The organism is Devosia sp. CAU 1758, from assembly GCF_054482695.1.
The window spans coordinates 760,019-774,395 of the sequence record NZ_JBTLRJ010000001.1 but is presented as its reverse complement, the minus strand read 5'-3'; the positions used below and the strand labels follow the sequence as shown (position 1 = coordinate 774,395).

Below are 14,377 nucleotides of genomic sequence, written 5' to 3'. Positions count from 1 at the left end.
CATAATCAACGAAGCTTTCGCCATGGCTTATGGCGATACCAAGATCAACCGGTACAACATGCATCAGCTCTCCCCCTATGAGCGGATCCAGTATCAGCGCGAACGCCGGGCCGCCGCCGCCGAGATCGCCCAGAAAAACGCCAGCATGGCCAATAGCTTCGCCTCGATCCAGGCTAACAATGCGGTCGAGATGGGCAACATCATCTCCAAGATGGCCATGCAGCGCATCTCCAAGACGGCGTAGTCAGGACCGGCACAACACTTCGTCCTCCCGCGCTCAACGCGCCTCAGCCGCAAATTACCAGAATGTGCGTGCCGCGATTAACGTCTCGTCAGCAATCCCCACACAAACTCAAGCCATGTCCATTTCCGGCAAAATAACACGCTTTAACATGCACGAACTCTCATCCTATGAACGGATGCAGTTTCTGCGCGGGCGCCGGGCCGAGGCACTGGCTGCCGCCCAAAAGACCATGAATCTGGCCAACAGTTTCGCCAGTATCCAGAACAATCAGTCAGTGGAAATCGGCAACCTGATTTCCCGCATGGCCATGCAGCGCATCTCCAAGCGCGTCTAGGGCATTTCACCGTTTGATGCAGCGATAGACTGTCCTTGGTCTTTATTTGTCGCGCTTCTGAACCGCAATACCTCGGCCACTCTCGATAGCGGCGCATTCAGCGCTCTTTCGGCCCGATCCGCTTCAGCAACATCGACAGCTCGGCCGGCGGTTTCTGCTCGATCCGGCGATAGGTTCTGCCGTCCGGCGTGCGGGTCACGTAGCCCATGTCGGCCATGGACCGCCGCAACAGCGCATGATCGCCAAAGCTGGCCCAGGCGTTGAGGAGGTCGGTATTTTCGCGGTCGGCATAGTCCCGCCCCGGCTCCATGCGTGCCCACAGCGCCCAAAGGCATAGCGGCTGCAGGCTGTTCTTAGAGGGCCAGCGCATCAGCACACCATTGGCGTCAAAATGCCGGCTGACTTTTTCGACCAGAGTCAGGTCGACCGGATCGGCCTGCGGCGCATCTTCGGTCACGGCCTTGAAATGCTGGTAGTTCCGAAATCCGGCGGACCGCGCCAGCATGTTGAGCATGTCAACATGGCTGGGCTTGTCGTCCAGCCTGGTCAACTGTTCGCGCAGGCTTTTGGCAAAACCCGAGAGGTCGGCAATATGAAGGGAGTGGGTCTGTCTCGACATGGCTCATCCTCGAGCGTGCCCGCATCCGCACCAAGGCGGTGTCGTTGGTCGCCGGCTTGCGACGGGGCACCAGGACAAGGTGCGTGTCGAAGATTATGCTGAGCAGGTTTAGCTTCCCTTGCGGGACGGCGACGCCTCGGTGAACTGCAGACCGTCTCTGCAATTAGCCCGGAACCGGGTCAATATCAACAAGCGTCGCCAGCACCCGTTAAGGCGCGAAAAACCCGGCATCTTCCTCCAGAAGGTACTTGCCTGCCGCCTCGGCATCGATGTCGAGGCCCAGCCCGGGCGCCTCGAGCAGGTCGACCATGGAATTGGTGACGATCTGCTCGGGCAGCCCGATCACGATGTCCTCCCACCAGGGGTCCGAGGCGCTCGGATATTCAAAGGCAATGAAGTTGGCCGGCAGCGTCGCACACACATTGATCAGCGCCCCCAAACCCAGCAACCCATTGGCTGTGCCATGCGGCGCCATCATGATGGAGTGCATGTAGGCGTGCTCGGCCACCCATTTGAGTTCGGCAATTCCCCCGATATCGGCCGGATCCGGTCCGATCACCCGAACGGCCTGGGTCTCGATCAGCTCCTTGAAATTGTGCCGGAGATAGATCTGCTCGCCGGTATGGATCGGCGTCGTGGTGGAGGTGGTCAGTTCGCGATAGGCCTGCGGATTGACCCATGGGACATAGTCCCCGGTCAGCATGTCCTCGAGCCACATCAAATCGTATTTCTCGACGGCATTGGCAAAGCGGATGGCATCGTTGAGGAACCAGCCGGGGCCGCAATCGAGCGCCAGGCTGACCTTGTCGCCGAGCACTTCCTTCATCGCCGCGACGCAGTCGAGCATGTGGTTGAAGCCGCGCTCGGAGATTTGCCCCTGGTCCATGGCGCCGTGATAACCCGCGCTGTTCAGTTGCACGCCATAATGGAAGTCCTCGAACGTGTCCTTCATGTTGGAGTGGAAGCTGATCCCCTGCTTGACCATGAAGAAGTTCTGAGGCTGCTCCATCATCCATTTGACGTCTGCGGCATAGTCCTCCGGCCGGTCGCCGCTCCGCTTGCGCCGGATCGAGCCATTATAGACCCGGACCTTGTCACGCACCTTGCCGCCCAGCAGCTTGTAGGCCGGCACATTGGCCGCCTTGCCGGCAATGTCCCACAGGGCATGCTCGATGGCCGAGACGGCGGCGCCATAGGGCTTGAAGCTGCCACGCTGGCGGATCTTGAGCATGCAGCGCTCGACATCGGTTGGGTCTTCGCCGATCAGCGCCTCGCGAAAGTGCAGCACGAAAGGCTTGAGATAGGTCTTGGTGAACTCCACCTCGCCCAGCCCGTAAAGGCCCTCATCGGTGACAATGCGCACGATAGGGTGCCGGCCGATAACCGCGCAACGTAGGTCCGTGATCTTCATTCCGGCCCCTATTTCACCGACGAGAACGCCGTCGGCGCCAGCAATTGGCTGCTGACGTTGGCGAGGATCGGGCCATCGCGCTCCGAATCGTCCCGCGCCTTTATCCAGGCCGGATCAGCGATGAAATTGGCCCAATTGGCCTCGCGCGCGGCAAGGCTCTCCCAGGCCAGGAAATAGGTCAGCCGATTGCTGTTCTCGCCGATCACGGTGGTGAAGAACCCCGCCTGGTTGATGCCATGCCGCTCCCAGATGGCCAGCGTATGGTCGTTGAACCGCCTGAGCAGCGCCGGAAGACGTCCGGGCAGGCAATCATAGACACGCATTTCATAGATCATGTTCTTAGCTCCAGGTCCGGTCCCAGGAATATTCATTGTCCCAGCGGTCGGTCGGCTGCCAGATGCCGGTGACCCCCGGCTGCAGATGCTGGCTGATGATCTCGTCGACGACGTCATCAATGCCTAGCCCCGGCTTGTCCGGCACCGTGATGAACCCGTCCTGGACAAGCGGCTTGGGCAAGCCCGTGACGATATCGTCCCACCAGTCGACTTCGACGCTATGATATTCGAGCGCCATGAAATTCTCCGTGGCCACCGCCACATGCGCCGCCGCCATGGCTGCAATGGGACTCTCGGCCATGTGGATGGCCATGGCCACGCCATGGTCTTGCGCCATGTCGCCGATCTTCTTGGTTTCGAGAATTCCGCCCGAGGTCAAAAGGTCCGGGTGGATCACCGAAATCCCGGTCTTGAGCAGGGGCTCGAAACCTTCCTTGAGATAGATGTCCTCGCCGGTGCAGATCGGCACCGTGGTCGCCTGCTGAAGCTCCCTATATTGCTCGGTATATTGCCAGGGGATGACATCCTCGAGCCAGGCCGGCACATATTTCTCGATGCGCCGCGCCAGGCGGATGCCGTTCTGCAGCGAAATATGCCCCACATGGTCGATAGCCAGCGGCACCTCATAGCCGACCACTTCGCGCACCTCGGCAATATATTGTTCTAGAAGGTCCAGCCCCTTGTCCGAAAAGTGCAGGCCGCTGAAGGGGTGGCGCACATTATGCGTGTCATAAACCGCGTTCCGCATCCGCCGATCTTCCATCGACCGGGCCGGGCCATGGCCGGGATGGACGCGATAGCCTTCGAGCGTGCCGGCGGGCGCCACCACGGCGCCGGGCACATCGGCAATCTGCATCAGCCCCAGATCCATCTTGAGGAAGGTAAAGCCCAGGTCCATGCGCGCCTTGAGCCGCTTGCCCGTCTCCGTCCCGCTGGGCCTGTCGGCGTCCGTATCGCAATAGACCCGCACCGTATCGCGAAACTTGCCGCCCAGCATCTGGTAGATCGGCACGCCATAGGCCTTGCCGGCCAGGTCCCAGAGCGCGATCTCGATGGCCGAAACGCCGCCCCCCTGCCGTCCATGCCCGCCGAACTGCTTGATGCGGCGAAAGAGCCGGTCGATATCGCAGGGATTTTCGCCCAGCAGCCGGCTCTTGAGCATCAGCGCATAAGTGGCGCTGGCACCGTCGCGCACCTCCCCCAAACCCACAATGCCTTGGTTGGTATAGATCTTGACCAGCGCCGAGGTGAACGGCGCCCCGACGATTTCGGCGACGCGCAGATCGGTAATCCGCAACTCGCTCGGTCGCGACGCCGTGCGGACATTGCGCTCAATACTTTCGGCAGCCCCCTGTGCATCCATCAGTCGAACTCCACCACATTGGCATCAAGATAGTCCCGGTTCATCTCAATCCCGAGCCCCGGCGCCTTGTTGAGTTTGAGGCTGCCATTGGAATTGTCGAGCGGCTTATCGATCAGATGATCATACTTGGAGAGGTTCCATTCCGACGTTTCCAGCCGATAGAAATTCGGCACCGTCATCATCACCTGCGCCCCGGCTACAACATTGATCGGCCCCGCCGCGTCATGGGGTGAAACCGGAATGTAATAGGCCTCGCACAGCGCCGAGATTTTCTTGAGCTCGGTAATGCCGCCGGTCCAGGTGACATCGGGCATGATGTAATCGGCCAGCCGACCTTCGAGGATGGGCACGAAGTCCCATTTGGTGTGCCCGCGCTCCCCCCACGATATTGGCACGCTCACCTTGTCGCGCACCTGCCTGAGCGCATTGACGCTCTCGGGCGGTACCGGCTCCTCGAACCAGTCAATGTCGCCGGCCTCTTCAAGGCTCCGGCACAGCCGGATGGCGGTGGGCACGTCAAAGCGCCCATGCGCGTCGATCAGGATCTCGATGTCCGGGCCCGCAGTCTCGCGGATGAGCGCCGTTAGCTCCGCCGCCTCGCGCTCGTCCTTGCGGCTCATCGAGCCATCCAGATAGCCCTCGGATTGCTCGCGGGCGATGCCGTTCCGGTCCCTGGGGCGCTGCTGCGGATACGGGTCGAACTTCAGCGCCGTATGGCCCGAGGCGACGATATCGCGAATTTCCTGCACCACCCCTTTCTTGCTGGTGAACTTGCGCTGGTCGGGATGGGTATAGAGCAGGATATCGTCGCGCACCGGTCCGCCGAGCAGTTCATAAATCGGCTGTCCAAGCACCTTGCCCCTAATGTCCCACAGCGCGATGTCGATGGCGCTGACGCATTCCACCGCGGCCCCGCGGCTGCCCATATAGGTGAAGTTGCGGAAGATCTTGTGCCATATGCGCTCGATATGGGCCGGATCATCGCCCTCGATGATCTTGCCAATCTGCCGCAGCATCAGGCAAAGCGCCCGATTGGCCACGAAGGTCGTGGTGGTGATTTCACCCCAGCCCGACACGCCCGCGTCCGTGGTCACCTCCACGAACAGGAACTCACCCCAGTATGAAGCCTCTGACTTGATGAGCCACGGCCTGACGCCCGTGATTTTCATTTCTGTTGCCTTTCATTGGGCTTTGGTTTTCGGCAAGTCCACCCGCCGTGCTCTATCCGGCCCTTGCAGCATTATGCGCGCGCATCTGCTCGAGGATATGCCGACCCGATCCTTCGACGTGACGGGCGACGCACTCGGCGGCCTTGTCGGCATCGCCGGCCTTGACCAGTTCGATGAGTTCGCGATGCTCGCGGATAACCTGCGTCCGCCGGGCCAGCGTATAGGCGAAGCGCTGCGTGACCGCGCGCAGCACCTGGCGGTGCTTCCACCAGATTTCGGCGGCGTGGCGATTGTAGTGGCGCTGGTAGACCACAGTGTGGAACTGCACGTCGAGGCCACTATGCAGCACCGCATCGACGAAATTGTTCTCTTCGATCAGTCCCTGGATACGCTCCAGTTCTGCAATGTCTTCATCGGTGGCCATTCCGACGAACCAGCGGGTCAGCGCTGGCTCAATCAGCGTGCTGATCTCATAGATATTGCGCACGAAGTCATGGTCGATCGGCCGGACACGGGCGCCGCGATTGGGCGAAAACATCACGTAACCCTCGCCGCGCAGCATCTGTAGCGCCTCGCGAATGGGGTTGGTCGAGGTGCCCAGCCTCTCGGCAAGATCGGCCACCACCAGCCGCTCATTGGGCTCCAGCCGCCCCGACAGGATTTCCTCGCGAATGGTCTCGTAGAGCGAAACCGCGCGCTGGCTGGAGACGTCGATCTCTTCCATCCCCGCCGGCGGGGAAATCTTGAATTCACTGGTGCTCGCCAAATCGCACTCCTTCGCGTCCGCCGATCACTATCATACATAGACACCCGCAAACAATGTACGATCCTTCCATGTTGACACAGAATATCGCTTCTGCAACGGTGCATACAAGGCGCATTATACATAAGAGGCAAAGCCCGTGTATCCCGCCGGAAAGGGACCTGACGCGCAAGGACGCGAGCAGGGAGACAGGAGGACGTTATGAGGAACTACCGTTTGGGTCGTGCGCTTGCGCACGGCGCAATTGTTTCTGCGGTCACTGCGTCGATGCTGACCACTTCGGTTCTGGCCCAGGCCGTCGATCTCAGCCAGTGGTCGCCCGAATATGTACGATCCATTGCCGGCACCGAGGAATATGACACTGCCGAGCAATGCGGAGCGGTCACCCCGCTCGACTACGAGGGCAAGCTGACCTTCTGGTATCAGGGTGTGTTCGAGGGCGACCCTGACCTGCTACGCCAATATTATCGTGACTTCTTCGAAGCCTTCCGCGCCACCTATCCCAATATCGAGCTTGAAGAGCAGGCGCTCACCTATAATGACCTGCTCGACAAGTTTCGCACCGCCCTGCTCGGCAATGCCGGCCCCATGGTGGTGCGCCTCCAGATCCTGGGCGGTGTGGAGTTTGCCTCCAAGGGCTACCTGCAGGAGCTGAGCCCCGAAGATGTCGGCTGGAAGACCGAGGACTTCTGGCCGGGCGCCATGAAGTCGGTCATGTGGGAGGGCAAGGCTTATGGCATCCCGACCAACAACGAGACCATGGCCCTGATCTGGAACGCCGACATATTCGAGCGCGCCGGGCTGGACCCCGAAAGCCCGCCCGAGACCTGGGACGACGTCGTCGCCTATTCCAAGCAGATTCACGACAAGCTCGGCGTGGCCGGCTATGGCCTGGTCGCCCGCAAGAATGCCGGCAACACGCCGTACCGCTTCATGCCGCAGCTTTGGGCCTATGGTGGTGGTGTGTTCGACGAAGCCGACCCAAACCCGACCTATGACGAGGTCCGCCTCGACAGCCCTGAGAGCATAAGGGCGCTCCAGGCCTCCTACGACATGTATGTCCGCGACCAGTCGGTCCCGGTTTCGGCCCTGACCAATCAGCAGGCCGACAACCAGCCGTTGTTCCTGGCCGGCCAGCTCGCCATGATGATCTCGCACCCGTCCGATTATAACGTGATGCTCGATCTTCAGGCCAAGGCCACCGGATCGGACCAGGAAAAGGCCCAGACCGTTATCGACAACATGCGCTACGGCCTGATCCCCAAGGGCCCGGACGGCAAGCGTGCAGTGGTCTTTGGCGGCTCCAACATCCACATTTTGAAGCCCGAATATGTCGAGGGTGGTGTTGTCGATGAAGCCGCCGCCAAGGCAATGGTCTGCTTCTGGACCAGCCCGGAATGGTCGCTGAAGATGGCCTATGCCGGTTCCAACCCCGGCAATCTGAACGGCTTCAAAACCGTCTGGATGAAGGAACGCCTGGACTCCATCAAGTTCCTCGATGTCACGACCTCGATGCTGCCTTACGGCATCCCGTTCCCGACGCTGCCGGAAACGCCCGAGATCATGAACATCATCATCCCCGACATGCTCCAGAACGCGCTGACCGGAGCCATGACCGTGGAAGAGGCGGCGGCTGACGCGGCCCAGAAGGTTAGGGACGTGGCTGGAGGCGGCGGACTCTAGCGCTGCCCGCCTACTCGAAGCGACCGGCGGTTCCCAACGCCGCCGGTCCACCTGCCTCGACAAGGAGCACCACGATGACCACCCTCACCGGCAGCCCCGGCGCGCCCCGCAAGGGTCCGACGGCGCCGCCCGGATTGTTCCAGCAGATGTGGGCCAGCCGCGCCGACTATCTCTATGTGCTGCCCGCCATCGTGGTGATGCTCATCGTCATCGCCTACCCCGTCTATTACACGATCGACCTCTCCTTCTTCAGGACCCCGCCTGGCCTGCAATTGCGCGACAAGGTCTTTGTCGGGGTCGAAAACTACCAGACCATCCTGGTCAGTGATGTGTTCTGGAAGGTCACGGTCAACACCGTGATCTGGACGATTGCTTCGACGCTGATCGCCTTTGTGTTGGGCTATGGTGCCGCGCTCGCCCTGCACCGCGATTTCGCCGGCCGCGCCATCCTGCGCGCCATCCTCATCATCCCGTGGGTCATCAGCGCCGTTGCTGCCTCTTATATCTGGAAATGGATGTACCATTCCGATTTCGGCATCATTGGCGCGGTGCTCGTGCAGATGGGGCTCGTCGACCGTCAGCCCAATTTCATCGACAATGTCCACACCGTGCTGCCCTCGCTGATCGTGGTGAACATCTGGCGCGAGTTTCCCTTCGCCATGATCATGATCATGGCCGGTTTGCAGACCGTGCCCGAACAGCTCCTGCGTGCCGCCAGGGTCGATGGCGCCTCGGCCTGGCAGCGCTTCTGGCATGTCACCTTCCCGCATCTGCGCGGGGTGTCGACGGTGACTATCCTGCTGCTCGCAGTGGCCAATTTCAATTCCTTCATCATACCTTGGATCATGACCGGAGGCGGGCCATCAAATGCCTCTCACATCTGGATCACCCATATCTACGAACTGGCCTTCGGGCGTCAGCGCTGGGGCGTGGCCGCCGCCTATTCGGTGCTGCTGTTCATCATCGTCATGTCGCTCGGATACTTCTATGTCCGCGCCTTGAGCGGAAACGAAAGGAAGGAGGGCAGCGCATGAGCACGACATCGCAAAGCGCAGCGCGGCGCAGCCGCAAGGGCGTTGATGGCTGGCGCTGGACCGGTCGCATCTTCCTGGCGATCATGCTGGTTTACACGGCTCTACCCATGATCTGGATGCTGCTGACTTCGATCAAGTCCGGCTTTGCCGCCATGCAATTTCCTCCGCAATGGTGGCCCGCCGAACCGACAATGGCCAGCTACCAGAAGCTCCTCGACCCGCAAAACAGCGTCGGGCAGGATTTCCTCCGCTTCTTCTGGAACAGTCTCTTCGTTTCGTTCATCACGACACTCCTGGCTGTCGCCGTAGCAGTCCCGGCCGCCTATGCCTTCTCCCGTTTCAGCTTTCCCGGCCGAAAGTTCCTGTTCTTCGCGGTCCTGCTGCGCAACATGTTTCCGGCCGTGATCTTCCTCGTACCGCTGTTCATACTGATGCGCTGGCTGGGCCTGGTGAACACCCACGGCTCGCTGATCCTGACTTATCTCACCTTCGGCCTGCCGCTCGCCATCTGGCTTCTCAAGGGGTTCTACGACAATATTCCCATCCAACTTGAACAGGCCGCTCGCATCGATGGCGCCACGCGTTTTCAGGCCTTCCTGCTGATCGTCACCCCTCTCTCGGTGCCCGGCATCATCGCCACCGCCATCTACTCCTTCATCGGCGCCTGGAACGAATATATCTACGCCGCTACCTTCCTCACCAGGAACGAGCAGCTCACCCTGCCCGTGGGCATCCAGCGGTTCTTTTCCGAGAACACCACTGACTTCCCCGGCCTGATGGCGGCCAGCTTCATGATGAGCGTGCCGGTCGTTGTGCTTTTCCTGATCCTCCAGAAATACTTCGTGCGTGCCCTCACCGAAGGCGCCGTCAAACACTAGAAGGTTGCATCCATGGCCCAGGTGGTTCTCAAGGATCTCGTCAAGACCTACGGCTCCGTCTATGCCGCAAAAGACGTGTCGCTGACGGTCAATGACGGTGAGTTCGTCGCGCTGGTCGGCCCATCAGGCTGCGGCAAGACCACGACGCTCAACCTGGTGGCCGGGCTGATCCCGATCACCTCGGGCGACATCGTCATCGGCGACCGCGTGGTCAACGACCTCGACCCCAAGGACCGGGACATCGCCATGGTGTTCCAGAACTATGCGCTTTATCCGCAGAAATCGGTGTTCCAGAACCTGGCCTTCCCCCTGCAGATGCGCAAGCTCCCCCGGGCCGAGATCGAGGCCAAGGTGCAGGAAGCGGCCAGGGTTCTCGACATCACCCACCTTCTCGAGCGCAAGCCGCGCGAACTCTCCGGCGGCCAGCAACAGCGCGTCGCCCTGGGCCGGGCGCTGGTGCGCGATCCGGCCGTGTTCTTGATGGACGAACCCCTTTCCAACCTCGATGCCAAGCTGCGCGTGCAGATGCGCTCCGAGATCAAGCGGTTCCACCAGGATCTCAACGCCACCATCATCTACGTGACCCATGACCAGCTCGAAGCCGTGACCATGGCCGACAAGATGGCGGTGATGAATGGCGGACTCTTGCAGCAATACGACACTCCGGCCCAGGTCTTCGCCAACCCGGTCAACATGTTCGTTGCCAGCTTCATCGGCAGTCCCGCCATGAGCCTGGTGCCCTTGCAGGCGACCATTATCGATGGCCGCACATCCCTCACCAGTGCCGAAGGCTGGCACCTTCCGCTCTCGGATCACAATGCCCGCAAGGTGGCAGCGTCCAGCTCGAAGAAGATCGTCTTGGGCGCGCGGCACTCGACGATCAGGCTGCACAAGACCCAGGTTAACGCCTCGGTGCCGGCCAAGGTCTATACGGTCGAGCCAACCGGCGACATCACCTTTGTGCAGGCCTTCCTCTCCGGCGCCATCGTCAATATCAGCCTCCCGCCGACGGCCGAGGTCGAGCCCGACGACATGGTCTGGCTCGAATTTGACCAGGACCGCATTCACCTGTTCGATGGCGAAACCGAAATGGCGCTCCGCGCCGATTGACCCTGCGCCACCCCGAGACCGAAATGTCCCTCAAGCTCAAGATCACCGCTATCAAGCCCTACCCGGCCCGGGTGGGTATCAGGAACCAGTTTCTGGTCAAGATCGAGACCGACCAAGGCATATTCGGCTGGGGCGAAAGTGGACTGACAGGGCGCGAGAAGGCCGTTGCCGGGGCCATCGAGCACTACCGCGAATTTCTCATCGGACAGGACGCAATGCAGATCGGCCGCATCTGGCAGGAAATGTATCGCAGCCAGTATTTCGAGGGCGGGCGCGTGTTGCAGTCCGCCATTTCCGCCATCGACATCGCCTTGCACGACATCAAGGGCAAAGCACTCGGCGTCCCGGTCCATGACCTGCTCGGAGGCCGGCAGCGCCATGTCGTCCCCACCTTTGCCTCCACCGGCGACAGCGCTGGCGAGGGCGCCATCGAGCGCGCCCGGGAGCTCATGACTATGGGGTTCGACGCCATCCGCTTCTTCCCCATCGGCCAGGACAGCCGCGACATCTTCGAACCGCGCCAGTCCATCGCTGCCACGGCCCGTATCCTCAACAGGGCCCGCGAGGAACTGGGCAGCGAAGTGGTTCTCGGCATCGATTATCACCACCGTCTCTCCGTCGCCGAGGCCGCCAGCTTCTGCAACAAGCTCGACAAGGGTGTGCTCGATTTCCTCGAGGAGCCCATCCGCGACGAGACGCCCGAGGCCTATGAATCCCTCCGCACCATGACCGACATCCCCTTCGCTATCGGCGAGGAATTCGCCAGCAAGTGGCAGTTCGCGCCCTATATCGAGCGCGGCATCCACCAGTTTAATCGCCTCGACGTGTGCAATGTCGGCGGCCTCACCGAAGCGATGAAGGTGGCCGGCTGGAGCGAGGCGCATTATGTCGACCTCATGCCGCACAATCCCCTGGGCCCGGTCTGCACGGCGGCCACCATCCACTTCGCCGCAGCCATCCCCAATTTTGCCTGGCTCGAAACCCGCGCCCCCGAGCGCGCCCTCGGCTTCGACAACAGCGACTTCTTCCCGGTGCAGCCGCAATTGCAGGGTGCAGTCTATCCGGTCAGCGATGCGCCGGGCCTGGGCGTCGAGGTCAACGAAGAGTTCCTGGCCAAACAGAGCTTCAAATTCTGGGAAGCGCCGCATCTCAGACGCAATGACGGCTCGGTAACCAACTGGTAGTCTGAGCCAAACCGGAGGGGACAAGATGACCAAGAGCGCTGATATCGAGCGTCCACCAAGACACCTGATCGAGGGGCTCAAGAGCCTCGGAGCCGCAACCATTGCCGGCACGCTCGGCCATATGGGCTTTCGCAACCCGCATATGACCGGCATCCTGCCCCAGACAAAGGGCAAGGCGATCTGCGGACCGGCACTGACCCTGCAATGCCTGCCGCAGAGGCCGGACCTGTTCAGCGAGGGCGAGTATTCGGACCCCGAGACCCAGCTGCACCGACACGTGCTCTATCATGTGCAGGAGGGTGACGTCGTGGTGGTCGATGCGCGCGGCGACATGCGCTCGGGCATCTTTGGCGACATGATGTCGACCTATTTCAAGGGCCGCGGCGGCGCTGGCATCATCATCGACGGCGTCATGCGCGACCGGCCGAACGTTGAAAAGCTCGACCTCTCGCTCTGGCTCAAGGGCTGGTCCCCCAATTACCACGTACAGACCGACATCTATCCCAATGCTGTCAACGTCACCATCGCCTGTGGCGGCGTGACCGTGGTGCCCGGCGACATCATCGTGGCCGATGATGACGGCGCTGTGGTCGTGCCGGTCTCCATGGCCGAACGCGTCCTCGAAGACGGCCAGAAGCATGCCGAATGGGAAGAGTTCTCGCGCATGAAGCTGATGGAAGGCGCGCCCTTGCAGCGCTACTACCCGCTCCATCTCGACGCCGAGGATGAATACCAGGCCTGGCGCAAGCTCAACGCTGCAAAGCCCTGACCTGTCTGGAGGCCGGCGCCCATGCCGGCCTCCGTCCCCACATCACCCGATCAGGCGAACCAGGTCGTCCCCGGATATTGGTGGGCCTTGGCCACCTCTTCATTCAACTCAAGCCCGATCCCCGGCCGGTCGCTCAAGGCAATCTTGCCGTTCTTGATGATGTCGCCGCCATCGGTGATCGTCGACCAATAGTCGCGGTGGAACCAGTGGAATTCCAGCACCAGGAAGTTGGGAATGGTGGCGCAGACATGCGCCGATGCCATGGTCCCGATGGGCGAGGACACATTGTGCGGCGCAAAGGGGATTGAATAGAGATCGGCCAGTTCGGCGATCTTGCGGCATTCCGACAGCCCGCCGCATTTGGGAATATCGGGCATGATGATATCGACCGCCTGCTGCTCGAGCAGCTTGCGGAAGCCGTGGCGGAGATAAAGGTTCTCGCCGGCACATATGGGCGTCGAGGTGGAGCGAGTAATCTCGGCCATGACGTCGATATTTTCTGGTGGTATGGGCTCTTCGAGCCACATCAGTTGGAGATGCTCCAGATCCCGCGCGAGGCGAATGGCGCTGTGCTTGTCGAGCCGTGTATGCAAGTCACACGCGACCTCCACGCCCTTGCCCGCGGCTTTCACCACCATCTCGGCCAGTTGCACCATGCGGTCATGCTCCCACTTGTTGGGAGTCATGTTGAACCCGTCCTTTTCATACCAGCCGGTTTCCGTGCCGGTATGGCCATAGGCGCGGATGTCTAGGTCGACCTTGAGCGCGGTGAACCCCGCCGCCAGCACCTGATCCACCTCAGCCTGGACCTCGTCCATATTCATGCCGGGCGAGACTTCGCAGTCGCAATAGACGCGGATATCGTCGCGGAACTTGCCGCCCATCAATTCATAGATCGGCACCTTGAGCGCCTTGCCCTTGAGGTCCCAGAGCGCGATTTCGACCCCGGTCAGCGCCGTGATCAGCGCCCCGGCAAAGCCGCCCTCGAACACCAGGCTCCTGCGGATCTCTTCGAAAATGGCGTCGATGGCAAAGGGATCGCGGCCAACGAGCTTGGCCGCCAGTTCCTTCTCGATAATGGCGATGGCCTGATGTCCGCCATGCACGCATTCGCCCAGGCCCGTGATCCCCGCATCGGTCTCGATCCGGACCCACAGATGCATGCAATGGCCGACCGTAGCCGCCGTCTTGACCGATGTGATCTTCACTTGTCCCCCCAGAATCCACACGGCCTCCCGCCGTCCCTTCTTTCTAGCGGAACGCGGCGGTATGGTCGAGGAAACTGGCGTGGAAACATCAACCAGCGACGCGCTTTCCCCATCTTCGGGCTGACGTTCGAGCGGTTCGGCGATCAAGCAATTCTGGGGTGTCGGGACATTCCCCAGGCAGCGCGGGCACCTCCGATGTGTCGGATAATCTCGCTTCGTTCCGGTATATTTGTCCCCATCCTGTCCCGCTATGATGTCCTCCGGGACGGGCGC

15 protein-coding genes are annotated in these 14,377 nt (G+C 61.2%); 8 read left to right on the top strand and 7 right to left on the bottom strand.

All coding sequences use genetic code 11. The features are described 5' to 3' along the window. The first annotated feature begins 22 nt into the window (after positions 1-22). Together ACXYMS_RS03900 and ACXYMS_RS03895 are read left to right on the top strand one after the other, a co-directional pair. Positions 23-244 (top strand): hypothetical protein, encoded by a 222-nt coding sequence (locus tag ACXYMS_RS03900; protein ID WP_458903844.1) that lies wholly within the window; start codon positions 23-25, stop codon positions 242-244. 148 nt (positions 245-392) lie between these two features. Next, positions 393-578 (top strand): hypothetical protein, encoded by a 186-nt coding sequence (locus ACXYMS_RS03895; protein WP_458903842.1) that lies wholly within the window; start codon positions 393-395, stop codon positions 576-578. Between the two features lie 97 nt (positions 579-675). Here the strand turns inward: ACXYMS_RS03895 and ACXYMS_RS03890 are convergent, their stop codons facing one another. From ACXYMS_RS03890 to ACXYMS_RS03865, 6 genes are all read right to left on the bottom strand, one after another. Then, complete coding sequence (locus ACXYMS_RS03890) at positions 676-1,197, bottom strand: DUF2087 domain-containing protein (RefSeq protein WP_458903840.1); 522 nt, start codon at positions 1,195-1,197, stop codon at positions 676-678. A 208-nt stretch (positions 1,198-1,405) separates the two neighbouring features. Continuing rightward, the gene (locus tag ACXYMS_RS03885) at positions 1,406-2,608 is read right to left on the bottom strand and encodes a mandelate racemase/muconate lactonizing enzyme family protein (RefSeq protein ID WP_458903839.1); all 1,203 of its coding nucleotides are present in this window, start codon (positions 2,606-2,608) and stop codon (positions 1,406-1,408) included. Between the two features lie 8 nt (positions 2,609-2,616). Then, complete coding sequence (locus tag ACXYMS_RS03880) at positions 2,617-2,943, bottom strand: NIPSNAP family protein (protein WP_458903837.1); 327 nt, start codon at positions 2,941-2,943, stop codon at positions 2,617-2,619. Positions 2,944-2,947: 4 nt separating this feature from the next. Beyond that, positions 2,948-4,309 carry a mandelate racemase/muconate lactonizing enzyme family protein gene (locus tag ACXYMS_RS03875; RefSeq protein WP_458904600.1) on the bottom strand — a complete coding sequence of 454 codons (1,362 nt, stop codon included), beginning with the start codon at positions 4,307-4,309 and terminating at the stop codon, positions 2,948-2,950. Further along, positions 4,306-5,475 carry a mandelate racemase/muconate lactonizing enzyme family protein gene (locus ACXYMS_RS03870; RefSeq protein ID WP_458903835.1) on the bottom strand — a complete coding sequence of 390 codons (1,170 nt, stop codon included), beginning with the start codon at positions 5,473-5,475 and terminating at the stop codon, positions 4,306-4,308. Before ACXYMS_RS03870 ends, ACXYMS_RS03875 begins: the two co-directional genes overlap by 4 nt. A gap of 52 nt (positions 5,476-5,527) precedes the next feature. Further along, positions 5,528-6,241 carry a GntR family transcriptional regulator gene (locus ACXYMS_RS03865; protein ID WP_458903834.1) on the bottom strand — a complete coding sequence of 238 codons (714 nt, stop codon included), beginning with the start codon at positions 6,239-6,241 and terminating at the stop codon, positions 5,528-5,530. Positions 6,242-6,439: 198 nt separating this feature from the next. On the opposite strand from ACXYMS_RS03865, the gene ACXYMS_RS03860 reads away from it, so the two are divergent. The 6 genes from ACXYMS_RS03860 (at position 6,440) to ACXYMS_RS03835 (ending at position 12,896) form a co-directional block, all read left to right on the top strand. Beyond that, positions 6,440-7,921 (top strand): ABC transporter substrate-binding protein, encoded by a 1,482-nt coding sequence (locus tag ACXYMS_RS03860; protein ID WP_458903832.1) that lies wholly within the window; start codon positions 6,440-6,442, stop codon positions 7,919-7,921. Positions 7,922-7,995: 74 nt separating this feature from the next. After that, positions 7,996-8,955, top strand: coding sequence for a carbohydrate ABC transporter permease (locus ACXYMS_RS03855; protein ID WP_458903830.1), 960 nt, complete (start codon positions 7,996-7,998; stop codon positions 8,953-8,955). After that, complete coding sequence (locus ACXYMS_RS03850) at positions 8,952-9,833, top strand: carbohydrate ABC transporter permease (RefSeq protein ID WP_458903829.1); 882 nt, start codon at positions 8,952-8,954, stop codon at positions 9,831-9,833. Before ACXYMS_RS03855 ends, ACXYMS_RS03850 begins: the two co-directional genes overlap by 4 nt. Before the next feature lie 12 nt (positions 9,834-9,845). Next, positions 9,846-10,943, top strand: coding sequence for an ABC transporter ATP-binding protein (locus ACXYMS_RS03845; protein WP_458903827.1), 1,098 nt, complete (start codon positions 9,846-9,848; stop codon positions 10,941-10,943). Positions 10,944-10,966: 23 nt separating this feature from the next. Next, on the top strand, positions 10,967-12,127 hold the full coding sequence (locus ACXYMS_RS03840; protein ID WP_458903825.1) for a mandelate racemase/muconate lactonizing enzyme family protein: 1,161 nt from the start codon (positions 10,967-10,969) through the stop codon (positions 12,125-12,127). A gap of 25 nt (positions 12,128-12,152) precedes the next feature. Continuing rightward, positions 12,153-12,896, top strand: a complete 744-nt coding sequence (locus tag ACXYMS_RS03835; protein WP_458903824.1) for a ribonuclease activity regulator RraA — start codon at positions 12,153-12,155, stop codon at positions 12,894-12,896. A gap of 50 nt (positions 12,897-12,946) precedes the next feature. Here ACXYMS_RS03835 and ACXYMS_RS03830 read toward each other — a convergent pair whose 3' ends face one another. Beyond that, a complete protein-coding gene (locus ACXYMS_RS03830) occupies positions 12,947-14,104 on the bottom strand; it encodes a mandelate racemase/muconate lactonizing enzyme family protein (protein WP_458903822.1) in 1,158 nt (385 codons plus the stop codon). Positions 14,105-14,377: the final 273 nt, after the last annotated feature.